This window comes from Mesorhizobium sp. C264A, from assembly GCF_040324515.1.
In the GTDB taxonomy this organism is placed as follows: domain Bacteria; phylum Pseudomonadota; class Alphaproteobacteria; order Rhizobiales; family Rhizobiaceae; genus Mesorhizobium.
Map to the genome: position 1 here is coordinate 1,627,453 of NZ_JAMYVY010000002.1, position 26,320 is coordinate 1,653,772.

22 protein-coding genes and 1 pseudogene are annotated in these 26,320 nt (G+C 63.9%); 20 read left to right on the forward strand and 3 right to left on the reverse strand.

The annotated features are described in order from the left end of the window. Window positions 1-33 precede the first annotated feature (33 nt). The 3 genes from NKL04_RS26965 to NKL04_RS26975 are packed head-to-tail and all read left to right on the forward strand — an operon-like array spanning window position 34 to window position 3,911. Window positions 34-2,238: a TonB-dependent receptor gene (locus NKL04_RS26965; protein ID WP_023700214.1), complete on the forward strand. Its 2,205-nt coding sequence runs from the start codon at window positions 34-36 to the stop codon at window positions 2,236-2,238. Window positions 2,239-2,253: 15 nt separating this feature from the next. Next, the gene (locus tag NKL04_RS26970) at window positions 2,254-2,628 is read left to right on the forward strand and encodes a hypothetical protein (RefSeq protein WP_155922495.1); all 375 of its coding nucleotides are present in this window, start codon (window positions 2,254-2,256) and stop codon (window positions 2,626-2,628) included. Further along, a complete protein-coding gene (locus NKL04_RS26975) occupies window positions 2,625-3,911 on the forward strand; it encodes a RhtX/FptX family siderophore transporter (RefSeq protein WP_023700216.1) in 1,287 nt (428 codons plus the stop codon). Before NKL04_RS26970 ends, NKL04_RS26975 begins: the two co-directional genes overlap by 4 nt. Before the next feature lie 11 nt (window positions 3,912-3,922). Here NKL04_RS26975 and NKL04_RS26980 read toward each other — a convergent pair whose 3' ends face one another. Continuing rightward, entirely contained in the window at window positions 3,923-5,089 is a 1,167-nt protein-coding gene (locus tag NKL04_RS26980; RefSeq protein WP_023700217.1) for an MFS transporter, read from the reverse strand. 121 nt (window positions 5,090-5,210) lie between these two features. Between NKL04_RS26980 and NKL04_RS26985 the strand changes: the two genes are divergently transcribed. The 5 genes from NKL04_RS26985 to NKL04_RS27005 all read left to right on the forward strand — a co-directional run bounded on the left by NKL04_RS26985 (window position 5,211) and on the right by NKL04_RS27005 (window position 12,013). Further along, entirely contained in the window at window positions 5,211-6,998 is a 1,788-nt protein-coding gene (locus tag NKL04_RS26985) for an IucA/IucC family protein (RefSeq protein WP_352724646.1), read from the forward strand. Beyond that, a complete protein-coding gene (locus NKL04_RS26990) occupies window positions 6,995-8,059 on the forward strand; it encodes a GNAT family N-acetyltransferase (RefSeq protein ID WP_031209181.1) in 1,065 nt (354 codons plus the stop codon). The genes NKL04_RS26985 and NKL04_RS26990 overlap by 4 nt, the downstream gene beginning before the upstream one ends. Continuing rightward, entirely contained in the window at window positions 8,056-9,876 is a 1,821-nt protein-coding gene (locus NKL04_RS26995; RefSeq protein WP_050593539.1) for an IucA/IucC family protein, read from the forward strand. The genes NKL04_RS26990 and NKL04_RS26995 overlap by 4 nt, the downstream gene beginning before the upstream one ends. Then, window positions 9,873-11,207, forward strand: a complete 1,335-nt coding sequence (locus tag NKL04_RS27000; RefSeq protein ID WP_023700224.1) for a lysine N(6)-hydroxylase/L-ornithine N(5)-oxygenase family protein — start codon at window positions 9,873-9,875, stop codon at window positions 11,205-11,207. The genes NKL04_RS26995 and NKL04_RS27000 overlap by 4 nt, the downstream gene beginning before the upstream one ends. Before the next feature lie 110 nt (window positions 11,208-11,317). Beyond that, window positions 11,318-12,013 carry an aspartate/glutamate racemase family protein gene (locus tag NKL04_RS27005; protein WP_023700225.1) on the forward strand — a complete coding sequence of 232 codons (696 nt, stop codon included), beginning with the start codon at window positions 11,318-11,320 and terminating at the stop codon, window positions 12,011-12,013. A gap of 16 nt (window positions 12,014-12,029) precedes the next feature. On the opposite strand, the gene NKL04_RS27010 is transcribed toward NKL04_RS27005, so the two are convergent. Then, the gene (locus NKL04_RS27010; RefSeq protein WP_023688885.1) at window positions 12,030-12,218 is read right to left on the reverse strand and encodes a hypothetical protein; all 189 of its coding nucleotides are present in this window, start codon (window positions 12,216-12,218) and stop codon (window positions 12,030-12,032) included. Window positions 12,219-12,356: 138 nt separating this feature from the next. Between NKL04_RS27010 and NKL04_RS27015 the strand changes: the two genes are divergently transcribed. The 7 genes from NKL04_RS27015 to lepB all read left to right on the forward strand — a co-directional run bounded on the left by NKL04_RS27015 (window position 12,357) and on the right by lepB (window position 19,438). Beyond that, window positions 12,357-12,752: an AGROH133_08824 family phage infection protein gene (locus tag NKL04_RS27015; RefSeq protein ID WP_023688886.1), complete on the forward strand. Its 396-nt coding sequence runs from the start codon at window positions 12,357-12,359 to the stop codon at window positions 12,750-12,752. 246 nt (window positions 12,753-12,998) lie between these two features. Then, complete coding sequence (locus NKL04_RS27020; RefSeq protein ID WP_023700226.1) at window positions 12,999-13,559, forward strand: F0F1 ATP synthase subunit delta; 561 nt, start codon at window positions 12,999-13,001, stop codon at window positions 13,557-13,559. Beyond that, window positions 13,559-15,088, forward strand: a complete 1,530-nt coding sequence (gene atpA / locus NKL04_RS27025) for a F0F1 ATP synthase subunit alpha (RefSeq protein WP_023684101.1) — start codon at window positions 13,559-13,561, stop codon at window positions 15,086-15,088. The genes NKL04_RS27020 and atpA overlap by 1 nt, the downstream gene beginning before the upstream one ends. 34 nt (window positions 15,089-15,122) lie before the next feature. Next, window positions 15,123-16,007 carry a F0F1 ATP synthase subunit gamma gene (locus NKL04_RS27030; RefSeq protein WP_023700227.1) on the forward strand — a complete coding sequence of 295 codons (885 nt, stop codon included), beginning with the start codon at window positions 15,123-15,125 and terminating at the stop codon, window positions 16,005-16,007. 70 nt (window positions 16,008-16,077) lie between these two features. Beyond that, the gene (gene atpD, locus NKL04_RS27035) at window positions 16,078-17,649 is read left to right on the forward strand and encodes a F0F1 ATP synthase subunit beta (protein WP_023700228.1); all 1,572 of its coding nucleotides are present in this window, start codon (window positions 16,078-16,080) and stop codon (window positions 17,647-17,649) included. Between the two features lie 109 nt (window positions 17,650-17,758). Further along, window positions 17,759-18,166 (forward strand): F0F1 ATP synthase subunit epsilon, encoded by a 408-nt coding sequence (locus NKL04_RS27040; protein WP_023668674.1) that lies wholly within the window; start codon window positions 17,759-17,761, stop codon window positions 18,164-18,166. Between the two features lie 525 nt (window positions 18,167-18,691). Further along, window positions 18,692-19,438 carry a signal peptidase I gene (lepB, locus tag NKL04_RS27045; protein WP_032892998.1) on the forward strand — a complete coding sequence of 249 codons (747 nt, stop codon included), beginning with the start codon at window positions 18,692-18,694 and terminating at the stop codon, window positions 19,436-19,438. 28 nt (window positions 19,439-19,466) lie between these two features. Here lepB and NKL04_RS27050 read toward each other — a convergent pair. Beyond that, window positions 19,467-20,974 (reverse strand): annotated as a pseudogene (locus tag NKL04_RS27050) (mannitol dehydrogenase family protein). 189 nt (window positions 20,975-21,163) lie between these two features. Between NKL04_RS27050 and uxaC the strand changes: the two are divergent. The 5 genes from uxaC (at window position 21,164) to NKL04_RS27075 (ending at window position 26,304) form a co-directional block, all read left to right on the forward strand. After that, entirely contained in the window at window positions 21,164-22,573 is a 1,410-nt protein-coding gene (gene uxaC, locus NKL04_RS27055) for a glucuronate isomerase (protein ID WP_023698223.1), read from the forward strand. Between the two features lie 38 nt (window positions 22,574-22,611). Further along, window positions 22,612-23,589 carry a TRAP transporter substrate-binding protein gene (locus NKL04_RS27060; protein WP_023684104.1) on the forward strand — a complete coding sequence of 326 codons (978 nt, stop codon included), beginning with the start codon at window positions 22,612-22,614 and terminating at the stop codon, window positions 23,587-23,589. Window positions 23,590-23,659: 70 nt separating this feature from the next. Beyond that, a complete protein-coding gene (locus tag NKL04_RS27065; protein ID WP_023668678.1) occupies window positions 23,660-24,223 on the forward strand; it encodes a TRAP transporter small permease in 564 nt (187 codons plus the stop codon). Next, entirely contained in the window at window positions 24,224-25,504 is a 1,281-nt protein-coding gene (locus NKL04_RS27070; RefSeq protein WP_023684106.1) for a TRAP transporter large permease, read from the forward strand. Between the two features lie 23 nt (window positions 25,505-25,527). Then, window positions 25,528-26,304, forward strand: a complete 777-nt coding sequence (locus NKL04_RS27075; RefSeq protein ID WP_023700229.1) for a FadR/GntR family transcriptional regulator — start codon at window positions 25,528-25,530, stop codon at window positions 26,302-26,304. Window positions 26,305-26,320 lie beyond the last annotated feature (16 nt).

Consider the following 26,320-nt stretch of genomic DNA (forward strand, 5'->3'; position numbering starts at 1 on the left):
CTTCTTTGGTCATCGGCTTTGGGTTCGTCGATTATGGCAGGCGCGGCATTTGCCCAGGAAGCCGCTCCGACGGACCAGCAGGGAGCCACCGTGCTCGATCAGATACTGGTCACCGGCCGCAATGAAAGGTCGATTTCCAGCGTCGCTCAGTCTGTCCAGGTCGTGGAACAGGAACAGGTCGAGGAAGCCGCGCAGGAAAATATCGACGCCGCGACCCTGATCAGCCGCATCGTCCCCGGCTACGCGCCACGCAACCAGACCATTTCCGGCGCTTCGGAAACCTTCCGCGGGCGCAGCGTTCTCATCATGGTCGACGGTGTGCCGCGCAACACACCGCTGCGGGACGTCTCACGCATCCTGTCGATGATCGACCTGAATTCGGTCGAGCGCATCGAAGTCATCAATGGCGCGTCCAGCCTTTATGGCGCCGGCGCCACCGGCGGCACGATCAACTTCATCATCAAGCGCGGCGACAGCGACAAGCCGAAGGTGACGGTGCGCACCGGCGTCACCGCCTTCACCGAAAACCCCGGCAAGTCGGCCGGGCCAAGCACCAGTGTCTCGGTCGAGGGCAAGAAAGGCGATTTCGATTATTTCTTCTCGGCGTCCGGTGATCTGTCGCGCCGCACCTATGACGGCCACGGCAACGAGGTGGCTTCCGACGCCATGCTTGGGCAAGGCGGCGGCGACCGCACCGGCACGGGCAATCTCTTCGGCGTGGCCGGCTACCAGTTCGATTCCAGGCGCTTCGAGGCCAGCGTCGACTGGACCTATGCCAACCAGAAGCCGGACTGGTTCACCGATTACACGACCAATCCGGTCTCCCCGGATTTCGGCGATCCCTATGAAGGCAAGCCGCTGAAGGAAGATTCGAAATATCTGACCGCCAAATACACCGACAGCGACTTCGCGCTCGGAAACCTCGAGGTCAAGGCGTTCTACAACGACATCTTCAAGCAGTCGCCCTTTACCAAATTCTCGGCCGTCAACAGCCAGGTGTATTTACCGACGAACCCGACGCGGCCGGTGATCCTGCCGCCGGGTACGGACCCGACCGCCGACTTCAACCAGACGGCGCTGCAATCGCGGCGCAGCGGCGTCAACCTGACCGTCAACACGCCGATGGACTTTATCACTCAGGGCAGCACACTGACCTGGGGCGCCGACTACGTTTTCGATGCCACCGATCAGCAGCTGACCAACGGCCAGGACGCCATCTCGCCCACGACCCAGAACTCGGTTGCCTTGTTTGCGCAGGGCGAAATTTCGGTGACGGATCGCTTTCGCATCAGCGGCGGCGCGCGCTACGACCAGTTTTATCTCAACGTTGAAGACTTCACCCGGCCTGCCGCTGCCGTTCTGCTAGGCCGGAACATTATCGGCCTGCCGGCGATCCAGGTGACCGGCGGCTCGTTCGACTACGACGCCGTCACCTTCAACGCCGGCGCCGTCTACGATCTGACCGAAAGGATGCAGCTTTTCGGCAATTTCTCGCAAGGCTACAGCCTGACCGACATTGGCGGCTTCACCCGCCGGGCCGGGTTGAACTCCAACGCCGAAACCTGCGACGCCTATGGCACCGCCATCCGGCCGCTGCTGCCATGCACCAACGCGCCGGATTACGCGATCAGCTATGCCGATATCGCGCCTGAACCCCAGCTGGTGAACACCTGGGAAGCCGGTCTGCGCGGCGATTGGGGCGACTATCGCGGCGGCGTCAGCACCTATCTGTCGACCTCGGACAACGGCGTCAGCTACGACATCGTCAACAACCGGGTATCGCAGCAGAAGGAACGTATCTGGGGCGTCGAAGCCAATCTCGAGGCAGACCTCAGCGGCATGTTCACGCTGGGCGGATCGGTCGGCTATGTCGAAGGCAAATACGACGCGGATCGCGACGGCCACATCGAAGCGAACGAGTATCTGCCGAACAACCGTGTCCCCTCGACCTACAAGGGCCTGGTCTATCTCACCACCCGTTTCGAGAACGAGCTGACCCTGCGCAGCGAGTTGGAGCTGTTTTCCGGACGCGACCGCATCGCCACCCAGGAACTGGACGGTGCAGCACTGGTCAATCTCGCCGTCTCGAAGACGTTCGGCAATGAAAGCGTGCTGAACCTTGCCGTGCGCAATGTGTTCGACACCTACTACATCAACCCTTCCGCATCGGCGACCCGCGGCGCCGACGTTCCGGGTCTGGGACGTTCGGTTGCGTTGTCCTACCAGATCACATTCTGAGGGGCGGCGGTGGCGGTGTCTCTCCAACGAAACGGTGCATTGGTCTCGCTGCTGGCAGAAGCGCCAGCCGATCCGGCGGATGGCGCGCGCTATATCGAGGCGCTCGGCCGCCTTTCGCAGGAACGGGAGCCGTTCGTGCTCCTGGTCGATATCCGCATCGAGATCGCGCTGAGCGACGCCCAGCGCAAGGCGCAAAACCTCTGGTACAAGGCGGAACGCGAGCAGCTCGAAAAAGGCTGCCGCGCCTGTGCGCTGGTGCGCCCCGCCGCCGACGAGAACATGCAGCGCGTCTGGCAAAGCCTGTTCGGCTTTCCAGTGCTCGTCACCCGCAGCCGGGCGGAGGCCGGCGCCTTCCTGAACGGTTACGCACCGAAGGACTATGTCAAATGAGCGCCGACGCAGACCGGCCGGCGCCAGCCGGGCTTTCGCGCCTGCGGCTTTTCGTCGTTCTCGCCTGCCTTTATCTGGCGCAGGCCATCCCGAGCTATCTGTTTGCCGCGGCGATCCCGCCGATCCTGCGCGAGCAAGGCGTGTCGCGCACCGCCATCGGCATGATGGCGCTGCTGATGCTGCCGCTGGTGCTGAAATTCCTGTGGGCGCCGCTGGTCGATCGCTTTCGGCCAGTGGCCCGCGCCCATCGCGCCGGCTGGGTCATCATCACCCAGATCGGCGTCATCGCCGGCATCGCCGCCATGCTTTGGATCGAGCCGACCGATGTCGCCGGTATCTTTGCCGTCGGCCTTGTCGTGAGCCTGTTGATGTCGACCCAGGACATCGCCACCGACGGCTACGCGGCCAAATATCTCGACCCGAAGGACAGGCCGATCGGCAATGCGATCCAGGGCGGCGCCGTCGCGCTCGGCGTCGTTCTCGGCGGCACGCTCGGCCTGTTAGCTTATCATCATGCCGGCTGGCAAACCATGGTGGCCATGGTGGCCGCGCTGTCCATCATCCCGCTGGTCGCCGCCTTCGCCATGCGCGAGACCGATCCCGTCGCCAGCGCGCCGCAGGCGTCCATGGACCGCCCCTCGATCCTGCGTTTCCTGCGCCGGCCGGAGGCGCGCCAGATCCTGTGGATCGCGCTCATCTACCGCGCCAGCGAGGGGCTGGTGAAGTCGATGGAAGGCTCCTATCTCGTCGATGCCGGCGTGCCGCTCGATATAATCGGTTATCTCTCAGGCGGCGCCGCGCTCACCGTCGGGCTCGGCGGCTCGGCGCTGGCGGCGTGGCTGCTGCACAAAAGGGGCGCCGCCTCGGTGCTCGGCCTGCTCGGCGCGCTGCGAACCATCTGCTTCCTGATCTTCGCGCTGCACGCTTTCGGCGCTATCGCCGGCTTCTGGCCGATCTTCGGCGCCTCGTTCCTGCAGACGCTGGTGCGCTACATGGAGATCGTGGCGCTCTACAGCCTGTTCATGTCCGTCACGTCGTCGGACCAACCCGGCACCGATTTCACCATCCTGTCCTGCGCCCAGCTTATCGTCTATCTCGTCGGCTCCATGCTGGCCGGCCGCCTCGCCGACATGCTCGGCTACTCCGCGCTGTTCACCCTGGCGACAGTGCTGTCGGGCATCGCCGTGGTGGCGACCTATCGCATGCTGAATGCCCATTTCGCCGATGCCGCAAAAGCCCAGCCGGGTACTCCGATGCAGCCGCTGCCGGAGGTCGCCGAATGAGCGCGGTTTGGCTAGTGCTTGCGAACCATGGCAGCGAGACAGGCAGCGGCCAGCGCCAGCGCCGCGCAGCCGGCCAGCGGCGCAAAGGGCCAGAGCGTGAAGGCAAAGCCGCCGGCCAATGCGCCGATGCTCTGGCCGAGCACATGGGTGCTGGTGAGCCAGCCGGCCGCCGCGCCCTGCTCGCCGGGCTCCAGGCGCTTCATCAGCCAGGCGGTGTAGCCGGGTGTCGCCAGGGCAATGCCGGCCGCCGCCACCACCAGAGACGCTGCCGAGGCAACATGGCTGGCCGTGACGGCCAGCGCCGTCATGCCGACGCAAACCATGAGACAGCCGACGACGACGCTGTTGCGCTCCGCCAGCCGCAGGCGCGCCATGAGCAGTCCCTGGACCAAAACCATGACGATGGCGACCAGCATCAGGGCCAGGCCGGTCACCGTCGTGGCCTGCGTCGCACCAAGGCCAAAACGCTGCTGGGCCATCGGGCCGAGCATCATCTGCACCTGTCCGAAGCCGAGCGTCAGGCACAAGCCCATCGCCAGGCAAGGCAGAGCGCGGCGATCGAAGGGCGATATTCCACGGCCGACGTCGGCTGCCTTGCCGTCGCTCCGTCCGCCGGCTTCCCCTTTGCCCGGCGCGAACCACAGCAACAGCGGGCTGAACAGGAACAGGATGGGCGGCAGCAGCGGCGACAGGACGGCAGCCGTTGCCGCCAGCGCGCCGGCCAGCCGCCCCATGCTGACGCCGGCGCCAAGCAGTCCCAGCGCGGCCTGTCGCCTGTCATCGGCAACCGAGCGGCTGGCCCAGACCTGCGCCGTCGGCATGACGCCGGACGTGGCAAAACCGTACACGGTTCGCGAAAGCATCAGCAAAGCGATGCCGAGCGCGGCTCCCATGCCGGCTATCAGCAGAATGGCGAACACCGCCTGGCCGGCCAGCATGGAGAGGCCGAGCAAGCGCAGCAGCCTGGCATGGCCAAGCCGCTCGCCCATACGGCCCCACAGCGGCGAGCCGACCAGAAAGGCCGCCGCGCCGACAGCAGTTGCCGCGCCGATCGCAAACGTGTCGAGCCTCAGCCGCTCCATCACCAGGGGAACGAGCGATACGAAGGCCGACTGGCCGAAGCCGATTGCCGAGACCGCGATTGCCAGGCGGCGAAGAAGCGAAGATCGATTTTTCATACTGGTCGTCATAACGCGAAGCTTATTTCCTGGTTAGAATAAATAATCAACAGAAATGTTCTAATAGCCACAGCGTATAAGATATAATACTACAGTATTGTGTGGATTTATGAGGATGCACATGGAACAAGTAAAACCAGAATCTTCCTCTGCATTAAGCCCGTTCCTCAACGCGTTGCTGCGGGAATGGGATGGCTGGGAATTCGTCGACGCCAGCCAAACCGGGCTGTTTCGGGCGCAGGCGGCCGTGCTGCGTCTGAATTTCCCTGCCTCGCGCGCGGCGGTGCTCGTCGAGGCGCGGCATCGCTCGAAGGTTGGTTACCACGATTTCGCGATGCCGCTCTGGCGCCTCGATATTAGTAGCGAGGGGGCCGATGGCGAGGCGTCCGAGATCGACCTTTTCAGTCTTTTGGCGCTGATCCTGGCGGAGCCTGACATTGCCGGCCGGGCGACAGCGAAAAGCCGACTGACCTTCCTGCGCCGCAGCCTGGCCAGCATCGCCGCAATCGCTGACGCGACTGCGGCGCGTGGATCGTCGCGGCCCTTCTCCGAAGGCGATCCTGATTTCATCGATGCCGAAAGCGCCCTGCGCTTCGGCCATGCCGTGCATCCGGCGCCGATGAGTCGCGAAGAGTTCACGCACACGGATTCCGCGCGCTTCGGGCATGAATACTGCAATGCGTTCAAACTGCGCTGGTGGGCCGTCGACCCGACCATCCTCACTGGGGGCAGCGTCGAGCCGCTAGATGTCACCGAGATGGTCCGCGGGCTTGCCGCCAGCGATCCGCAGCTGCTTGCTCGGGCTGGCAAGCAACAGGGCAAGGTTCTCGTTCCGATGCATCCGTGGCAGGCCGTACGGCTCATGCTGGAAGACCGCGTCGAGCGCCTGTTTTGCGCCGGCCGTATCGTCGATGTTGGGCTCGGCGGACCAGCGTGGCGGGCCACGACCTCGCTGCGCACGGTTCATTCAGCTGAAGCCGAGTGGATGCTGAAATTCTCGCTCAGCCTGCGCCTGACCAATTCCAGGCGCATCGTCGAGGAGCATGAGTGCCGGCGCGGCCTTTCGGTGCACCGGCTGGTCAAGGGCAAGCTCGGCTATGCCTTGCAGCGGCGCTGCCCGACCATGACGGTGCTGGGTGAGCCCGCCTGGTTCGGCCTGCGTGACGAAGACGGCCGGCTGATGACGGATACCATCGTCTCGTTTCGCGAAAATCCGTTTCGCGGCACGGGCAATCCGTCGGCTGCCGTTCTCGGCGCGCTTTGCGAGCGCCATCCCGGCCGTACCGAAAGCCATCTGTCCGACCTGGTCCACCGTATCGCCCGCGACGAGAAGCGACCTGTCGAGGAAACGGCGCGTTTGTGGTTCGAGCGTTTCCTTCATGCTGCCATCGAGCCGTTTATCGTTGCCTTCTCGGAATTCGGCCTGCTGTTCGGCGCCCATCAGCAGAACCTCGTCGTCGGTCTTTCCGGAGGCTGGCCGAATGCGCTCTATTTTCGCGACTGCCAGGGCACTGGTTATGTCGAGGAATTCCTGCCCAGGCTGCGCGAATTCGTGCCCGAGGCCGGTCAGGCGGGCGATCATGTCTTCCCAGCGGAAGCGGCCGCGAAGCTGTTCGGCTACTATCTGGTCGTCAATGGCGCTTTCGCCGCCGTCGCAGCCCTTGCCGCCGCTGGCCTCACCAACGAAGACGATCTGCTGGCGATATTCCGCCGCTCGCTCGAGCGGCTGGCCGCCACGCCGATGGCTGACCGGTCCTGCGTCGACTATTTGCTCAACGCGCCGACGCTCGCCGCCAAGGGCAATTTCCTGATCGCGCTGCGCGACATCAATGAGAACACCGAAGTGACCGACCCGCTGGCAGGTTACGTCGAGCTTCCGAACCCCCTGCATGTGAGAGAATACGCATGAACATCGAGGCTGCGAAAAACTGGTCACCCGCCACCGTCGCCGGCAACGAAGGATGGCAGCATCTGGCCTCGGCCGCGGAGCCGCTCGCCATTTGTGCCGGCGATGGCCATGTCAGCCTGGTCAACGCTGAGGGAACAGCGGTGGGACAGGCCCGCATCTCCGACGCGGATGGCCGCCTGCTCATCGACGATGTCGCGTTTATTGGCGGCCGCCTCGACCAACCGCAAATCCTGGCAGGTCTCGTCGACGCCGTGCTGCGCCTGCATCCTTCCTTCGACTGCGCCTTCCTGCCGGCGGCCAAGACGCTGTGGCCGGTTTCGGCGCTGGCCACCGAGACGGTTCCGGGTGAACCGGAATGCGCCGTCATCCATCGCTCGGTCCTGCGCCAGCTGCCGCTGCTGTGGCGCAGCCAGGCCTCGCATGTCACCTATCCGGCATTGACGACCGCTATCGGCCCGGAAGACCGGCTGCCGCCATTGCGCCAACCGCGCCCCTGCGGCCCGATGTACGAACGCTGGATTCCGGAAATCGGCCTCACCGTGTCGCTGCGGCCGATCGACCGCCGGACCGATCTCGACCTCTTCCATCGCTGGATGAACGATGGCCGCGTCGCCTTCTTCTGGGAACTTGCCCAGAGCCATGAGGATCTCGACAAATATCTCGCCGAGCAGGAAAGCGATCCGCATATTTTCGGCGTCATCGCCAGCTTAGACGGCGAGCCGACCGGCTATTTCGAGTTCTACTGGGCCAAGGAGGACCGGCTCGGGCCCTATTATGAGCCGCTCGACTGGGACCGCGGCTGGCATGGGCTGATCGGCAATATGCGCCATCTCGGCCGGCCGAAGACGCTGTCACTGTTCCGCTCCGTCACCCACTATCTGTTCCTCGACGAGCCGCGCACGCAGCGCGTCGTCGGCGAGCCACGCGCCGCGCACCAGAAGATGCTGAGCTATTGCGCCGGCGCCGCCTACGACAAAGTCAAGGAGTTCGACTTCCCGCACAAGCGCGCGGCGCTGGTCTGCTGCGAACGCGAGCGCTTCTTCCGCGAGGTGCCGCTGTGACGGTGCAGCAACCGATTGCCAAAGCGGGGGAGGCGACACGCTGGGCCGCGATCAACCGCGACGCCATCGCCAAGGCCATTTCCGAACTGACCTTCGAGGAGTGCCTGTCGCCGCGCGAGCTTTCGCCCGGCCGATGGGAGCTGACGCCCGGCCCCGGCGTGACCTATCGCTTTGCCGCGACGCGGCGCCTGTGGGGCCAGATCGCCGTCCGTCCGGAGACGCTGACTCGCGACGCCGGCATCGAGCTGCCGGTCGACGATGCGGTCGCCTTCTTCGCCGACGCGCGCGAGACGCTCGGCATGTCGCCGGCAACATTCTGCACCTATGCGAAGGAGCTTTACAACACGCTGATGGCCGACATGCGGATCGCCAAGGCACGCGGCAATCGACCGGCCGCCGATCTAGCCGCGCTGCCGGATACCGAGTTGCAGGCATTGCTCGACGGCCATCCGAAGGCCCCTGCCAACAAGGGACGGCTTGGCTGGGGACGGGACGACTTCGAGCGCTACGCGCCAGAATCGGCCACCGCATTCCAGCTCTTCTGGCTTGCCGCCGCCAGCGATCGCTGCCTGCTGGCGCTTGACTGCGGGCTCGACGAAGAGGCGCTGCTGCAGGCCGCACTCGGCGACTACGAGCGCGCAAGGCTCGAAGCGGCTTTCAGCGCCGCCGGGATCTCGCGATCGACGCATAGGCTGCTGCCGGTCCACCCCTGGCAGTGGCAGGCGATGATCGCCTCGCAATATGGTAGCGAGATCGCCGCCGGCCGGCTGGTGCCGCTTGGCCAGTTCGGCGATCCGTTCCTGCCCTTGCAGTCGCTGCGCACGCTTGCCAATGTGGCACGGCCCGAGGCGCTGCACGTCAAGCTGCCGCTGACCGTCCTCAACACCTCAGCGTGGCGCGGCGTGCCGGGCAAATACATGGCGATCGGCGCCGATCTGTCGCGCTGGCTGGCCACGGTGGCGGCCGCGGACCCGGTGCTCAAGGACGTCAAGGTGCTGAGGGAAGTCGCCGGCGCCTTCTATCCGCACCCGCACTACACCGGCGTTGAAGGCGCGCCCTACCAATTTTGCGAGATGCTGGGCGCCATCTGGCGCGAAAGCCCCGAAAAGGATCTGCCGGCGGGCCAGCGGCCGATGATGATGGGCGCCCTGCCGCAGCGCGACGCGCATGGCAGGCCGATCGCCAGCGCCCTGATGGAGCAGTCCGGCCTTGGTCCGGAGGCATGGCTCGATCGCCTGTTCTCCACGGCCTTCGTGCCGCTCTACCACTTCATGTGCCGTTACGGCGTCGGCTTCATCGCCCATGGCCAGAACGTCACCATCATCCTCGACGGAGCGACGCCTCTCGGCGTGGCGGTCAAGGATTTCCAGGGCGACCTCGATCTCGTCGACCAGCCGTTTCCCGAACTGGCCGGCCTCGACCCCAAAATCCTGTCGACGCTGAAGCGCCGGCCGCCGGCACATCTTCTCCAGCATCTGCAAACGGGACACATCGTCAGCGTTCTGCGCTTCCTATCCGAGGCGCTGGCCGCCTATGACCGCTTCGACGAGAGGACTTTCTACGCCATCCTGGCCGCCGCCATCCGGCGCTACCAGGCGCAGAACCCGGATCTGTCGGAACGGTTCGCGCTCTTCGATCTGTTTGCTCCGAAGATCCCACGCATCGCCATCAACAAGGTGCGGTTCGCGATCGGGTACGGCGACAGCGGCGAACGCCCTCTGCCTGACCTCGGCACACCGCTCGACAATCCGCTTAACCCCGAGTCAGCCCGGCGATCTCCCATCAGCCCAGCCAGCTCCACAAGGAGTTCGCCATGACCGATACGCTTGACCTCGCCGGCATCGGCATCGGGCCGTTCAACCTCAGCCTCGCCGCCCATCTCGATGCGGTGGACGGCGTCGACGCGCGCTTCTTCGACAGGGCGACGCGGCTCGAATGGCACCCGGGCATGATGCTGCCGGGCGTCGAACTGCAGACATCCTTCCTCAAGGATCTCGTCACCGCGACGCATCCGACCAGCCCATGGTCGTTCATGTCCTATCTGGTCGCGCAGAAGCGGTTCTATGAATTCCTCAACGCGGATTTCTCAGCCATCCCGCGGCCGGAATTCGCCCGCTATCTCGGATGGGTCGGCGAGAACTTGTCTTCGCTGCGCTTCGCCAGCGCCGTCGACCGGATCGACTTCGACGGAACGAATTTCAGGCTGCGTATCGGCCGCGAGCAGGTGAACGCGCGCAATCTCGCCATTGCCGTCGGGCTGGTGCCCAACATCCCCGCCTGGGCGCGGGCGGCGGCCTCCGATCAATGCTTCCACAACGCCCAGGCCGCCAACCGCCTCGATCGCCTGAGCGGACAGCGTGTCGCCGTGATCGGCGGTGGCCAGAGCGGCGCCGAAGTGCTTCTGCATCTGATCTCCTCCGACCGCTTCGCCGGCCGCGAAATCGAGTGGATCTCGATGCGGCCGAATTTCCTGCCACTGGACGACTCGCCTTTCACCGACGAACTCTTCACGCCGGGCTATGTCGAAAGCTTCCATCGGCTGCCGCAAGGGCGGCGTGAGACGATCCTGGAACAGCAACTGCTTGCCGGTGACGGCGCATCGACGAGCACACTGAAGGCGATCTATCGCCAGCTTTACACGCTGCGGCACCTCTCGGAGGAAACGACGGCGGTCAACATGACGCCGCACCGCGAAGTGCTGAACGTGACGCGGGAAGGCAGCGAATACCGGCTGATCATGCGCAACGGCTTCGACGGCGCCATCGAGACGCGCACCGTCGATGCGGTGGTTCTGGCCACCGGCTATGCCTTTGCCATTCCTGATTGCATGGCGCCGCTCATGAACAGGATCGCGCTGGACGAGCGCGGTCATTACAGGCTCAACGCCAGCTTCGAGGTCGAATGGGACGGGCCCGACGACCGCCGGATCTACGCGCTCAATGCCGGCCGGCTCAGCCATGGCATAGCCGAGCCGCAGCTCAGCCTGATGGCTTGGCGCAGCGCCAAGATCGTCAATTCGCTGCTCGGGCGGGCACAGTTCGATCTCGATCTGCCCGATCCGCCGGTTGCCTGGAGTTCAAGGCACACGACACAAAGCCTGCATCATCTCGGCGCCAATGCGAGGATGACCGAATCGGGCGCGCGGTGATGTTTGTGGAGGCGGGCCGAAGAGCGTGGTACGGCGCGCGTTAAGGTTGACATCGACCCGTAAAGCTTTTCTGTGAGAGAGATCGTTCGGTCCTGCTGGAGGCTCAGCGCATGAAAACCCTTGGCCTCATCGGCGGCATGAGCTGGGAATCGACGGCGATCTATTATCGCCTGCTCAACGAGATCGTGCGCGAGCGGCTGAGCGGGCTGCATTCGGCAAAGCTGTTGCTCTATTCCTTCGACTTCGCCGAAATCGCCGACCGGCAGCATCATGGCGACTGGGACAGTGCGGGCGTGCTGCTGGCGGATGCGGCGCGCAAGCTGGAGGCGGGCGGCGCAGAGGGGCTTTTAATCTGCACCAACACCATGCACAAGCTCGCCGACCGGGTGCAGGCGGCGGTGTCGATCCCGCTTATCCACATTGCCGACGCCACGGCCGTCGCGGTCAAGGGCGCCGGCGTCAAGCGGCCGGCGCTGCTGGCGACCCGCTTCACCATGGAGCAGGATTTCTACAAGGGCCGGCTGAGGGAGAAATACGGGCTGCAGCCCGTGGTGCCGGACCAGGCCGGGCGCGACATGGTGCACCAGGTAATCTACGACGAGCTTTGCCGGGGCATCGTCAACGCGGCATCGAAGGCGGCCTATATCGACGAGGTCGCCCGTCTGCGGCGCGATGAGAAGATCGATGGCGTCATCATGGGCTGCACCGAGATCACCATGTTGATTGGCGAGCGCGATTTCGACATTCCGGTGTTCGACACCACGCGCATCCATGCTGAGGCGGCGGTCGCATTCATGCTGCCCTGAAGGGTCAAAACAAGGATCAGGGCTGGGCGGCCACGGCGACATTGCCGCTGCCGACAACTTTCAGCTTCCATCGATCTGCTTCCGTGCCGGCCAGATTGAGGTGCCTGGTCAGGAAATAAAGGCGATCGGTGTCGGGGCCTTTGGCTGTGCAAAACCGGTCCTGCAGATAGGAGGGAGGCGTCGCCTGATAATACAGGTTGGCCACGATGCTGGGCGGACGCGCGCGCGGCCTAAACAGCCTTCCGCTCCTTCACGAATTGCGTGCCAAAACTGCCGCGCGCTTGACTTCTTTTTGCAGCGACATTCAATACATCCGGCATTGCTGTGAGGGGATGAAAGCAAGATGGAATTTGCGTTTCCGTGGCCGACCAGCCAGGGCGAATGGCTGGCTTGGTCTAGCGCCGTCGTCACCTTGGCGCTCGGTCTGCTGTTTTTCCTCGCGCCAGGGCTGGCATTTCGGATTCTGCGGCTGCAGGTCCGGGCCGAAAGGGCAGCGGCAATCGCGGAAGGGCGCGGCCGGATGTCGGGCTTCTATCTCGGCGTCAGCCTGTGCTGCATTCTGTTGGCGCAGCCGTGGCTCTATATGGCACTCGGCTTTTCCTGGCTGTTCACCGCTTTTGGCCGTTTGCTGTCGATGATGTCGGACGGCGCCAACACGCCTTTCAACTGGGCGTCGATCGTCGTCGAACTCGTCCTGGCCGCGTTGCCGCTCGCCTTCGTCTTCGGCTTTCTGCCCTGAATCGGCAGCCAATCCAAAGGCTTCGGTTGAACTCTGCGGCCGGATGCGACAATAGTGCCCGAAAAGCATGCGGAACGACGCATTGCGGTCTTAAAATGCCTGTGCTAGACGGCAATCGACTTTCGGCCGGGGATAGCGGAAGCCGCGCCTCCGTGCTTGGAAAAACTTAGTAAGGTCAAAGATTTAGCCAGAGTTTTTGCTCGCGCCAACAATCTGCGGCCCCTCAGACAAGAGAAAAGACGGTCCGTGGCTCAATCGTCATCGCCAATCTCAGGTGTCGCAGAACGCTACGCGGGTTCGCTGTTCGAACTTGCGCTGCAGTCGAATTCGGTGGCCAAGGTCGAGGCCGACCTCAACAGTTTCGCCAAGATGCTGGATGACAGCGCCGACCTGACGCGCCTCATCAACAGCCCGGTGTTCTCCAGCGAGGACCAGGCCAAGGCAATCGCGTCGATCGCCGACAAGGCCGGCATTACCGGCCTGACCGGCAATTTCCTGCGCGTCGTCGCCCGCAACCGCCGGCTCTTCGCGGTGCCCGGCATGATCAAGGCATTTCGCCGGATCTCTGCCGAACAGCGCGGTGAGACATCAGCCGAGGTCACTTCGGCGCATGAACTGACGGCTGCCCAGCAGACGGAACTCAAGGCCGCGCTGAAAAGCGTCGCCGGCAAGGACGTGGCCATCACTGTTACCGTCGATCCGTCGCTGCTCGGCGGGCTGGTGGTCAAGATGGGCTCGCGCCAGATCGATACGTCGCTCAAAACCAAACTCAATTCGCTCAAGCTTGCACTGAAAGAGGTCGGCTGATGGACATCCGCGCCGCGGAAATTTCCGCAATTCTCAAAGACCAGATCAAGAATTTCGGCAAGGAGGCCGAGGTCTCCGAAGTCGGCCAGGTGCTGTCCGTGGGTGACGGTATCGCTCGCGTCTACGGCCTCGACAATGTCCAGGCCGGCGAAATGGTCGAGTTCCCCGGCGGCATCCGCGGCATGGCGCTCAACCTCGAAGCCGACAATGTCGGCGTCGTCATCTTCGGCGCCGACCGCGACATCAAGGAAGGCGACATCGTCAAGCGCACCGGCGCCATCGTCGATACGCCTGTCGGCATGGGCCTGCTCGGCCGCGTCGTCGACGCGCTCGGCAATCCGATCGACGGCAAGGGCCCGATCAAGGCGACCGAACGCAAGCGCGTGGACGTCAAGGCGCCAGGCATCATCCCGCGCAAGTCGGTCAACGAGCCGATGTCGACCGGCCTCAAGGCCATCGATGCATTGATCCCGGTCGGTCGCGGCCAGCGCGAGCTGGTCATCGGCGATCGCCAGACCGGCAAAACCGCGATCATCCTCGACACGATGCTCAACCAGAAGGCCGTGCACGACAACGGACCGGAAAAGGAAAAGCTCTACTGCGTCTACGTCGCCATCGGGCAGAAGCGCTCGACGGTCGCGCAGTTCGTGAAGGTTCTCGAAGAGCGCGGCGCGCTTGAATATTCGATCATCGTCGCCGCCACCGCTTCCGATCCGGCGCCGATGCAGTTCCTGGCGCCGTTCACCGGCGCCACCATGGGCGAATATTTCCGCGACAACGGCATGCATGCGCTGATCAGCTATGACGATCTGTCGAAGCAGGCCGTCGCCTATCGCCAGATGTCGCTCTTGCTGCGCCGCCCGCCGGGCCGCGAAGCCTATCCGGGCGACGTGTTCTACCTGCATTCGCGCCTGCTCGAGCGCGCCGCCAAGCTCAACGACGATCTGGGCGGCGGTTCGCTGACCGCGCTGCCGATCATCGAGACGCAGGCCAACGACGTGTCGGCCTACATCCCGACCAACGTGATCTCGATCACCGACGGCCAGATCTTCCTCGAAACCAACCTGTTCTTCCAGGGCATCCGTCCGGCGGTCAACGTCGGCCTGTCGGTGTCGCGCGTTGGTTCGTCGGCGCAAATCAAGGCGATGAAGCAGGTCGCCGGCTCGATCAAGGGAGAGCTCGCGCAGTACCGCGAAATGGCTGCGTTCGCGCAGTTCGGCTCCGATCTCGACGCCGCCACGCAGCGCCTGCTCAACCGCGGCTCGCGCCTGACCGAACTGTTGAAGCAGCCGCAGTTCTCGCCCCTCAAGGTCGAGGAGCAGGTCACGGTGATCTTCGCCGGCGTCAACGGCTATCTCGACAAGCTGGCGCTGAACCAGGTCGGCAAGTTCGAGCACGGCCTGCTCAGCCATATGCGCTCGGCCGGCAAGGACGTGCTGGACGGCATCCGCAAGGAAAAGGCGCTGTCGGACGATCTGCGCGCCAAGCTGAAGGCCGAGATCGACGCCTTCGCCAAGACCTTCGCTTGAGAAGAAGCCGGACGCTCGGGATCAGGTTTGAAGCATGCCTTCATTAAAAGACCTTCGTAACCGTATCGCCTCGGTCAAGGCGACGCAGAAGATCACCAAGGCGATGCAGATGGTCGCCGCGGCGAAGCTGCGCCGCGCGCAGGAAGCAGCGGAGGCGGCGCGTCCCTATTCCGAGCGGATGGCTGCGGTGCTGGCCAATATCACGCAGGCGATCGGCGGCGGCGGCGATGCCCCGGCGCTGATGACCGGCACCGGCAAGGACGATGTGCATCTGCTCGTCGTCTGCACCGCCGAGCGCGGCCTGTGCGGCGGCTTCAACTCGCAGATCGCACGTCTGGCCCGCGACCATATCCGCCGGCTTCTGGCCGACGGCAAGCAGGTCAAGATCATCTGCGTCGGCAAGAAGGGTTTCGACATTCTGCGCCGAGACTATGCCTCGCTGATTATCGACCGCGTCGACCTGCGCGATGTCAAGAAGCTCGGCTTCGTCAATGCCGATGCGATCGCCCGTAAGATCATCCATCTGTTCGGCGAAGGCGGCTTCGATATCTGCACGCTGTTTTATTCGCAGTTCAAGTCGGTGATCAGCCAGATTCCGACCGCGCAGCAGATCATTCCTGCCGGCGTGGCTTCCGCTCCCGCCGAAGCGACCGCCGGTGGCAATGCCGTCTACGAATACGAGCCGGAGCCGGGCGAGATCCTCACCGACCTCATTCCGCGCAACATCTCGGTCCAGGTCTTCCGCGCGCTGCTCGAAAACGCAGCCGGCGAGATGGGCGCCAAAATGAGCGCCATGGACAATGCAACGCGCAACGCCGGCGACATGATCAACAAACTGTCGATCACCTATAACCGCCAGCGCCAGGCGCAGATCACCAAGGAACTGATCGAAATCATTTCGGGCGCCGAAGCGCTCTAGGCGCGACCGCCAGGAGGTCATCGACCTTCTGATGGAGCGTGAGAAACAAAGGACGAGAAGGGTAAAGACGATGGCGAAAGCAGCGACCCCAGCGAAGACGGCCCCCAAGGCGGCCACCAAGGCTCCGGCAGCAGCGGCGAAGGCCGCTCCGGCCAAGAAGGCGGCCGCGCCCGCCAAGGCCGCGGCCCCGGCAGCGAAGACGACGAGCGTTGCCGTCAAGAAGACCGGCGCCATCGGCAAGGTTCGCCAGGTCATCGGCGCCGTCGTCGACGTGCAGTTCGGTGATCATCTGCCGGCCATTTTGAACGCCATCGAAACCTCCAATGTCGGCAACCGCCTGGTGCTCGAAGTTGCCCAGCATCTGGGCGAAAACACCGTGCGCTGCATCGCCATGGATTCCACCGAAGGCCTGGTTCGCGGCCAGGACGTCTATGACACCGGCGCGCCGATCACCGTTCCGGTCGGCCCGGGCATGCTCGGCCGCATCATCAACGTCATCGGCGAGCCGGTCGACGAAGAAGGCCCGGTCGACGGCATCGAGATGCGCGCCATCCACCAGCCGGCGCCTACCTATGTCGAACAGTCGACGGAAGCGCAGATCCTGATCACCGGCATCAAGGTGCTCGACCTTCTGGCGCCCTACGCCCGCGGAGGCAAGATCGGCCTGTTCGGCGGCGCCGGCGTCGGCAAGACGGTTCTGATCCAGGAGCTGATCAACAACGTCGCCAAGGCGCATGGCGGCTTCTCGGTCTTCGCCGGCGTCGGCGAGCGCACCCGCGAGGGCAACGATCTTTATCACGAGTTCATCGAGTCCGGCGTCAACAAGAAGGGCGGCGGCGAAGGCTCCAAGGCGGCACTGGTCTATGGCCAGATGAACGAGCCGCCGGGCGCGCGTGCCCGCGTCGGCCTGACCGGCCTGACGGTCGCCGAATATTTCCGCGACCAGGGCCAGGACGTGCTGTTCTTCGTCGACAACATCTTCCGCTTCACGCAGGCCGGTTCTGAAGTGTCTGCGCTGCTCGGCCGTATTCCTTCGGCCGTGGGTTACCAGCCAACGCTGGCCACCGACATGGGTGCGCTGCAGGAACGCATCACCACAACGACCAAGGGTTCGATCACTTCGGTGCAGGCGATCTACGTGCCGGCCGACGATTTGACCGACCCGGCGCCTGCGACCTCGTTCGCCCACCTGGACGCGACGACCGTGCTCAACCGCGCGATCTCGGAAAAGGGCATCTACCCCGCCGTCGATCCGCTCGACTCGACCTCGCGCATGCTCGATCCGCTGGTCGTCGGCGAGGAGCACTATGCCGTCGCCCGCCAGGTGCAGTCGATCCTCCAGCGCTACAAGTCGCTGCAGGACATTATCGCCATCCTTGGCATGGATGAGCTGTCGGAAGAGGACAAGCAGACGGTGGCCCGCGCCCGCAAGATCGAGCGCTTCCTGTCGCAGCCGTTCTTCGTCGCCGAAGTGTTTACGGGTGCGCCGGGCAAGCTGGTCGACCTCGCCGACACAATCAAGGGCTTCAAGGGCCTCTGCAACGGCGACTACGATCACCTGCCGGAAGCCGCCTTCTACATGGTCGGCGGCATCGACGAAGCGGTCGAGAAGGCTCAGCGCCTGGCGGCTGAAGCAGCGTAATCAAGGCAATAGGGAGTAGTCAGTAGTCAGTAGTGAATAGCGGCCGGGTGATCAGGACAGCTGTCCTCTCCCTACTCCCTACTCACTATTCCCTACTCACTAAATTGACATGGCTGAAGCTTTCAAGTTCGAACTGGTCTCGCCGGAGCGCCTCCTGGTTTCCGAGCAGGTCGAGTCCGTCGTCATTCCAGGCGCCGAAGGTGAAATGACAGTCATGGCGCACCATGCGCCAGTCATGACCACGATCAAGCCGGGCGTCGTCACGCTGAAGACCGCCGGCGGCAAGGAAGAGCGCTATGTGGTGTTCGGCGGCTTTGCCGACATCGTCCCTGCCGGCTGCACGCTGCTCGCCGAATCGGCGGTCGCCGTCGGCGATATCGACCGCGCCGATCTCGCCCGCCGCATCCAGGAAGCCAAGGAAGACGCCGCCGACGCCAAGGACGACCAGAGCCGCAGCAAGGCGGAGCAGTTCCTTAGCCAGCTTACCACGCTCGAAGGCGCGCTGCTGCCGGCGTAAGCCGCAGAATGACTTGAAGAAAAGGCCGGGCTCAGCCCGGCTTTTTTGTTGCGGCCGCCATCCTGGATCGTCTCGCATAGGCGCAGGGCCTTGGCGGGATTTCAGGGCGGGCAGCCAGCATGATCAGATCGGGTGGCGGCATGCCGGCTGCCAGTCAGGGCGAGATGAGCTTGTATTAGGCGATGGCGCCGGCGGAACCGCGATTTGGCTGCGGCGGTACAGTCGGATCGGGGCTTGCCCCTGCTTTCTGGTTGTTCGACAGTCCGGCTGTCTATCGATTTGGGGTGGCCGATGACGGAACAGACAACGCAACCGGAAGCGGCCTCGCGATCCCGGTGGACGACGGCGCTGATCGCGGCCTTTGGCGGTCCGTTCGGCGGGTTCCTTTGGATCGGCGCCGGCCGGCCGGCGGTTGCCAGCCTGGTGGTGATCAGCGCCATAAGCATTGCGCTGACATATGTGGGATTCCCGGTTCTGCCGGGGGTCGATCTCGCCTGGCTGGTGGATCTCTCCAGTTTAGGTCTCATGGTCCTGTGGGTAGCGCTCGTCGTGCCTTTCGCGTCACGATACAGACCGAACCGGTGGTATTCACACGGCCTTTCGGTGCTGCTGTTGGCCGTGCTGACCTCCTACGGAGCCGCGTTAGCGATCCGCACATTCCTCTTCCAGCCGTTTTCGACCCCGGCAGGCAGCATGACACCAACGCTGGAACTCGGCGACTATTTCTTCGTCTCGAAGTTTGCCTATGGTTACAGCCGCTACAGTGTTCCTCTTGGGCTGCTGCCCTTCGAAGGCCGGATCTTTGCCGCCGAGCCGAAGCGCGGAGATATTGTGGTGTTCAAATTTCCAGCGGATCCGAGCATCGACTACGTCAAGCGGGTCGTTGGACTGCCGGGCGACAAAATCCAGATGGTCGACGGAATCCTTCGCATCAATGGTGTGGCGGTCAAACTCGAGGATGTTGGTCCGTACAGCTCCGAGGACTCTCCCCAAAGCGCCAGACTGCAACGTGAAACCCTCCCCAACGGCGTTTCCTATTCCGTCATCAGTCTTACGGACAATTCAATAACCGACAACACGCGGGTGTTCGACGTGCCCGAAGGCCACTATTTCGTGCTTGGCGACAACAGGGATAATTCCTCCGATAGCCGGCTCAGTGTCGGCTTCGTTCCTGCCGAAAACCTGGTCGGCAAGGCAGTGCGACTGTTCTGGAATTCGCAAGGCACGGAGTATTCGTCGCGGCAGAGGCTGGACGCTCCGGCGGGACAATAGGCTTGAAATGGGCGGTTCCGGACCAGCTTCAGCCTACGTTTGTCGGCTCCGGTATGCCGAGCGCTGAGAGCGCAAGCACGATCCCGCCTTGCAGGATATGCTCGCGATGAGCGGCGACCAGTTCGATCAGCGTCTGCCGCTCGGGCTTGCCGCTGGCGAAGCCGGCCCAGTCGAACACCGCCGCTACTCGTTCCAGCATCCGTCGTTCGTCGAGCGCCGCCAGCGCCGCGTCGAGCGGATCGGTAAAGTGGGCTTCCGGCAGGTCCTTGCCGCGCGCCTCGCAGGCGGCGATCCAGGCGGCGATCACCAGCGTCAGATGCTCCGGGACCAGGCCGGCCTGGATGCACTCGATGGCGGTAGCGACAATGCGCTGCGGCAATTTCTGGCTGCCGTCATTGGCGATCTGCGCGGTGCGGTGGGCCAGCGCGGTGTTGGAGAAACGTTCGGCAAGTTCGGCCGTATAGGCTGACGTGTCGAGCCCGGCATCCCCAGGCAATGTCGGGATGGCCTCGGCCCAGAGCCGGTCGACGAACGCGCGGATCGCGGGATCCGCGAAGGCGCGGTCGACGGTGACGTGGCCGCTGAGCAGGCCGATATAGGCGATGCCCGAATGGGCGCCGTTGAGCAGCCGAAGCTTCATGTCCTCGAACGGCCGGACATCCTCGACCATGGTGACGCCGAATTTCTCCCAGGCCGGGCGGCCGGCTGGAAACCTGTTTTCGATCACCCATTGCCGGAACGGTTCGGTCATCACCGGCCAGGCGTCCTCGAGGCCGAGTTCGACCGCGATGCGCGCCCGGTCGGCATCGGTGGTTGCCGGCACGATGCGGTCGACCATGCTCGATGGGAATGCAACGTCATCGGCTATATGACCGGCGAGGGCAGCGTCGCCTGAAGCAGCAGCGCCGGCATCGCGCAGTTTTGCAAACCCGACCAGCAGCCGGTGCAGCGTGGCGCCATTGGCCGGCAGGTTGTCGCAGCAAAGCACGGTGAAGGGCGGCGTGCCGGCGGCCCGGCGTCGCACCAGCGCTTCCGCCAGGAATCCATGCGCTGTCCTGGGAGATGCGGGATTGCCCAGATCGTGGACGATATCGGGATGGTTTTCGTCGAGGCTGCCGTCGGCGGCCCTGAGATAGGCCTTTTCGGTGATGGTCAGGGTGACGATGCGGGTGCGCGGGTCGGTCAGCGCGGCCAGCACCGCGCCGGGGTCTTCCGGCGCGACCAGCATCGACTGGATCGAGCCGATAATGTGCAGCGCTTCGCCATCGCTGCCGCGCACCGCCAGCGTGTAGAGCCCGTCCTGTGGCGTCAGCGCATCGCGCGTGTCGGGGCTGCGCAGCGAGACGCCGACAATGCCCCAGCCGGTCTCGCCGGCCGCTAGGCAGTCATCGACATAGGCGGCCTGATGGGCACGGTGGAAGGCTCCAACGCCGAGATGGACGATGCCTGGGGCGACACTGGCGCGATCATAGGGGGGACCGCGACCGAGGCCGGCAAGGATTGCACTGTTGCGTTGGAAAGGCGTCTGCTGGTCATGGCTTGGCTTGTTGGGCGCGGCTTGTCGCTGGATGGTGTGCGGGGCGGGATCTGCTAGCGGCGTAACATCCGCTCTTCCGCCGCACAATGACCTGACGCCGGTTAAAAGTCATCATACAACAATCCAGTTTTTGTATGTTGACATTATTTCTTTCCAATCCTACCGATATCGCCCCTGGGAGGAACGACGTGGCGGGACTGACCGATCCGGATCTGCTTTTTGCCGCCGAAGGGCGCGCGCTGTCGATCGCGCGCGATCTCCATGCCGGCATCAAGGACCTGCCGATCATCAGCCCGCACGGCCACACCGATCCGCGTTGGTATGCGCTCAACGAGCCATTCCCCGATCCCGCGCAATTGCTGGTGGTGCCCGACCACTACATTTTCCGTATGCTGTTCAGCCAGGGCGTGCGGCTGGAAGATCTCGGCGTCCCGACCCTCGACGGCTCGCCGGTCGAGACCGATCCCAGGGCGATCTGGCGGCGCTTCGCCGAGCACTATTACCTCTTCCGCGGCACGCCGACGCGGTTGTGGCTCGACCATGTGCTCGAGCATCTGTTCGGCATCGAAGAGCCGCTCAACGCCAGCACCGCTAGCCGCCATTACGACACCATCGCGGCGCTTTTGCAGCGCGACGATTATCGCCCACGCGCGCTGTTCGAGCGCTTCAACATCGAGGTCATCGCGACGACCGAGGGCGCACTCGACGATCTCCAATGGCACAAGACGATCCGCGACAGCGGCTGGCAGGGCCGCGTCATCACTGCCTACAGGCCGGATGCCGTCGTCGATCCCGACTTCGAAGGATTTTCGGCCAATCTCGATCGTCTGGGCGAGATCGCCGGCTGCGACACCGGCACATGGGCCGGCTATCTCGACGCGCATCGCCAGCGCCGCGCCTTCTTCAAAAGCTTCGGCGCAACCTCGTCGGACCACGGCCATCCGACGGCCGAGACCGCCAATCTTTCCGATGCGGCGGCGGAAGAGCTGTTCAACCGCATCCGCCGCGGCTCGGACGACGAGCGCGAGCGCAAGCTGTTTCGCGCCCAGATGCTGACCGAAATGGCCAAGATGAGCCGCGACGACGGGCTGGTCATGCAGATCCATCCCGGCTCCTGGCGCAACCACTCGCCTGGTGTTTTCCAAAAATTCGGCCGCGACAAAGGCTTCGATATTCCGACCCGCACCGACTATGCCGCGGCGCTCAAACCCTTGCTCGACTGCGTCGGGCTGGAGCGCGACCTCTCCATCATTCTGTTCACGCTCGACGAGACCAGCTACGCGCGCGAACTGGCGCCGCTGGCCGGCGTCTATCCGGCGTTGAAGCTCGGGCCGGCCTGGTGGTTCCACGACAGTCCGGAAGGCATGCGCCGGTTCCGCGAGATGACCACCGAGACCGCCGGCTTCTACAACACCGTCGGCTTCAACGATGACACCCGTGCCTTTCCGTCGATTCCCGCCCGTCACGATGTGGCGCGCCGGGTTGACTGCGCCTTTCTCGCCCGTCTCGTCGCCGAGCACCGGCTGCGTGAGGACGAGGCGCATGAGCTGGCGCGGGAGCTTGCCTACACGCTTGCCAAGAAGGCGTACCGGCTGTGAGCCGGGCGCGTGGAATTTTAAAAGGGAGGAAGACAGTCATGTTGCATTTTTCAAAACTGATGGCAGCCACATTCGCCTTCGGCTCGCTGATGATCGGCGTTGCCGGCGCCCAGACCGTACTGCGCTCGGCCGACACCCATCCGGACGGGTATCCGACCGTCGAGGCGGTCAAATATCTCGGCGAGCTCATCAAGGAGCGCACCGCCGGCCGCTATTCGGTCGAGGTCTATCATTCGGCGCAGCTCGGCGAGGAAAAAGACACGATCGAGCAGACGCAGACCGGTGTAATCGATCTGAACCGCGTCTCGATGGGTCCGTTCAACGGCATCGTGCCGGAAACCGCGGTGCCGTCGCTGCCCTACATGTTCCGTTCGGTCGAGCACATGCGCCATGTCATGGACGGGCCGATCGGCGACGAGATCCTCAAGGCCTTCGAGACGCATGATCTGGTCGGCCTTGCCTTCTACGATTCCGGCGCCCGTTCCTTCTACAACACCAAGAAGGACATCACCTCGATCGCCGATCTGAAAGGCATGAAGTTCCGCGTCATCCAGTCCGACGTGTTCGTCGACATGGTCAACGCGCTTGGCGCAAACGCCACGCCGATGGCCTATGGCGAGGTCTATTCGGCGCTCGAAACCGGCGTCATCGACGGCGCCGAGAACAACTGGCCCAGCTTCGAATCCGCCAAGCACTACGAAGTCGCCAAGCACTATACCGTCGACCAGCACCAGATCGTGCCGGAAGTGCTGGTGATGTCGAAATCGAGCTGGGACAGACTGACGCCGGAAGACCAGGCGATCGTCAAGCAGGCGGCCAAGGATAGCGTCGTCAAGATGCGCGAATTGTGGGACGCGCAGGAGAAGAAGTCGCGAGAGATCGTCGAGAAGGCCGGCGTCAAGGTCAGCGAGATCGACAAGCAGCCGCTGATCGATGCGATGAAGCCGGTCTACGACAAGTATCTGAAGACGCCGGAGCTCAAGGACCTCGCGACGCGCATCCAGGCGACCAAGTGATTTTCTGGCGGGGCGGCATGGCGCCGCCCCGCCAATCGCTTTTAGGGGACGGAAAGACCGGGAGGATCGGATGACTGCGGGAACGGCCAGGAGCGGAGCGCCACCGCGCTTCAGCGCGGTGCTTTCGAAGATTTGCGACGGTGCGCTCTATCTCGCGGGCATCGGGATGGTCGCCATGACCGCGCTTGTTGCCTACCAGGTGTTTTCCCGCTTCGTGCTCAACGCGTCACCGAGCTGGACCGAAGTCACCGCCATCATGCTGATGAACTGGTTCATCTTCCTGGGCGCTGCCGTCGGCGTGCGCGAGAATTACCATATGGGCTTCGACGTGCTGCTCTATATCCTGCCCAAGGGCAGCAAATGGGCGCTGCGCACCCTGTCCGACCTGATCGCGTTCGGCTTCGGCTTCGGCATGGTCTGGTACGGCTGCAAGCTGGTCGGGCTGACCTGGCACACTGTCATCCCGGCGCTCGAACTTCCCGGCGGTTTCGACTATCTGCCGCTGGTTGCCGGCGGCTTTCTGATCTGCCTGTTCTCGGCCGAACGCATCGCGCTGCGCTGGTCCGGCGCCGACATCGACAAGGATATCAATCTCGAAGAAGTGCCGGAAATGCCGGCCGTGCAGGAGGCCTAGATGGAACTCTGGATCCTGTTTGGCGTCTTCACGCTTTTGATGTTTGCCGGCACGCCGATCGCCTTTTGCCTGGGTGCGGCGTCCTTCGCCACCGTGCTTTATCTCGGCCTGCCGCCCCTGGTGGTGTTCCAGCAATTGAAGTCGGGCATGTCGGCGTTCTCGCTGATGGCGATCCCGTTCTTCATCTTTGCCGGCGACCTGATGGTGCGCGGCGGCATCGCGCAGCGCATCGTTTCCTTTGCCGGCTCGCTGGTCGGTCATGTCCGCGGTGGGCTCGGTCAGGTCAACATCATCGCCGCGACGTTGTTCGGCGGCATTTCCGGCTCGGCGGTGGCGGAAGCCGCTGCCGTCGGCGGGCTGATGATCCCGCAGATGAAAGCGCGCGGCTACGGAGCCGACTATGCCGTCAACGTCACCTCGATGGCGGCGCTGATCGCGCTGCTTCTGCCGCCGTCGCAGAACATGATCATCTATTCGATCGCCGGCGGCGGCAAGATTTCGATCGCCGACCTGTTCACCGCCGGTATCCTGCCGGGTCTGCTGTTCGCCGCTTCGCTGATGGTCACCGCCTATTTCGTCGCCCGCAGCCGCGGCTACCCGGTCGAGGCTTTTCCCGGCTTCTCGCGTGTCGGCCAGCTGGCGGTCATCGCCATCCCCGGACTTCTGCTCATCGGGATCATCTTCGGCGGCGTTCGCTCGGGCATTTTCACGGCGACGGAAAGCTCCTGCATCGCCATCATCTACGCTTTGCTGGTCACCGTCTTCGTCTACCGGTCGATGGCCTGGGGCGATTTCGTCCATGCCACAAAGGGCGCGGTGCGCACGACCTCAATGGTGCTGCTGATCATCGGCACGGCGGCCTCGTTCAGCTGGCTGATGGCCTATCTCAAAGTGCCGGTGTTGCTGATCGCAGGCATGAACGCCATCTCCACCGATCCGCTGGTGGTGCTGCTTCTGCTCAACGTCTTGATGCTGCTGCTCGGCACCTTCATGGACATGGGGCCGATGATCATCATCTGCACGCCGATCTTCCTGCCGCTGGTCACCCATTACGGCGTCGACCCCGTGCATTTCGGCGTCATCACCATCCTCAATCTCGGCATTGGCCTCAACACGCCACCGGTCGGCACGGTGCAGTTCGTCGCCTGTGCCGTCGGCAAGATTACGGTCTGGGAAGCGATGCGCTCGATCTGGCCGTTCTATGGCGCGGGCATCGTGGTTCTGGGGCTGGTGACCTATATTCCGGCGATTTCGCTCTGGTTGCCGAGCGTGTTCAAATAGGCGTCTTCAAACAGGGGTGCGATATGGCATCGGATAGCGCTGTTGATCTCAGGGTCGAGAGAAAACCCAAACTGTCGGAGACCGTCGTTGCGGCGATCCGCAAGCAGTTGCAGGCGGGCGAGATCCTGCCCGGCCACAAATTGCCGACCGAGGGCCAGCTGACCGAGACCTTCGGCGTCAGCCGCACCGTCATCCGCGAAGCGCTGGCCAAGCTCGCCGCCGACGGGCTGGTCGAGGCGCGCCAGGGCGCAGGCGTGTTCGTCACCGAGCACATCTCAACGATGTTCGGCGCGCTCGCCGCCGACATGGGCAGCAAGGATTCCATCGCGCTCAATGTGCTCGAAGTGCGCCTGGCCGTCGAAATCGAATCGGCCGGGCTCGCCGCCATTCGCCGCAACGCCGCGCAGGAAGCAGCGATCCAGGAAGCGTTCTTCGAATTCGAACGGCTGCTTCTCAACAGCGAGCCGACCGGTCCGGCCGATCTCGCCTTCCACCGGGCAATCGCCAGCGCCACCAACAACCCGTTCTATGTCGAGATGCTCGATGTGCTCGGACGCCGCGCCATTCCCTGCGACGTGACCTCGCCCTGGTCGACGGAACTTGTGCAATCCGACAGCTATCAGCGCGGGCTGCAGCGCGAGCATCTGGTGATCCTGAATGCGATCACCTCGGGCGACGCCGAAGCTGCGCGCGAGGCGATGCGCGCTCATCTCACCGCCAGCCAAGAGCGCTACCGCGAGCGGCTGCACGCCCGCCAGGTCTACTACGCCGACTCGGTCAAGGCGTCGGCAACCAAATAGCCATTCATTCAGCTGG

What these genes read in the sequence shown, in the direction of transcription:
- NKL04_RS27070 (WP_023684106.1), top strand. Translation starts at nt 24,224, where the DNA reads ATGGAACTCTGGATCCTGTTTGGCGTCTTCACGCTTTTGATGTTTGCC.
- NKL04_RS26965 (WP_023700214.1), top strand. Translation starts at nt 34, where the DNA reads ATGGCAGGCGCGGCATTTGCCCAGGAAGCCGCTCCGACGGACCAGCAG.
- NKL04_RS27030 (WP_023700227.1), top strand. Translation starts at nt 15,123, where the DNA reads ATGCCTTCATTAAAAGACCTTCGTAACCGTATCGCCTCGGTCAAGGCG.
- atpA (WP_023684101.1), top strand. Translation starts at nt 13,559, where the DNA reads ATGGACATCCGCGCCGCGGAAATTTCCGCAATTCTCAAAGACCAGATC.
- NKL04_RS27060 (WP_023684104.1), top strand. Translation starts at nt 22,612, where the DNA reads ATGTTGCATTTTTCAAAACTGATGGCAGCCACATTCGCCTTCGGCTCG.
- NKL04_RS27000 (WP_023700224.1), top strand. Translation starts at nt 9,873, where the DNA reads ATGACCGATACGCTTGACCTCGCCGGCATCGGCATCGGGCCGTTCAAC.
- NKL04_RS27075 (WP_023700229.1), top strand. Translation starts at nt 25,528, where the DNA reads ATGGCATCGGATAGCGCTGTTGATCTCAGGGTCGAGAGAAAACCCAAA.
- NKL04_RS27015 (WP_023688886.1), top strand. Translation starts at nt 12,357, where the DNA reads ATGGAATTTGCGTTTCCGTGGCCGACCAGCCAGGGCGAATGGCTGGCT.
- NKL04_RS26990 (WP_031209181.1), top strand. Translation starts at nt 6,995, where the DNA reads ATGAACATCGAGGCTGCGAAAAACTGGTCACCCGCCACCGTCGCCGGC.
- NKL04_RS26985 (WP_352724646.1), top strand. Translation starts at nt 5,211, where the DNA reads ATGGAACAAGTAAAACCAGAATCTTCCTCTGCATTAAGCCCGTTCCTC.
- lepB (WP_032892998.1), top strand. Translation starts at nt 18,692, where the DNA reads ATGGTCCTGTGGGTAGCGCTCGTCGTGCCTTTCGCGTCACGATACAGA.
- NKL04_RS27065 (WP_023668678.1), top strand. Translation starts at nt 23,660, where the DNA reads ATGACTGCGGGAACGGCCAGGAGCGGAGCGCCACCGCGCTTCAGCGCG.
- NKL04_RS26975 (WP_023700216.1), top strand. Translation starts at nt 2,625, where the DNA reads ATGAGCGCCGACGCAGACCGGCCGGCGCCAGCCGGGCTTTCGCGCCTG.
- NKL04_RS27005 (WP_023700225.1), top strand. Translation starts at nt 11,318, where the DNA reads ATGAAAACCCTTGGCCTCATCGGCGGCATGAGCTGGGAATCGACGGCG.
- atpD (WP_023700228.1), top strand. Translation starts at nt 16,078, where the DNA reads ATGGCGAAAGCAGCGACCCCAGCGAAGACGGCCCCCAAGGCGGCCACC.
- NKL04_RS27040 (WP_023668674.1), top strand. Translation starts at nt 17,759, where the DNA reads ATGGCTGAAGCTTTCAAGTTCGAACTGGTCTCGCCGGAGCGCCTCCTG.
- NKL04_RS26980 (WP_023700217.1), bottom strand. Translation starts at nt 5,089, where the DNA reads ATGAAAAATCGATCTTCGCTTCTTCGCCGCCTGGCAATCGCGGTCTCG.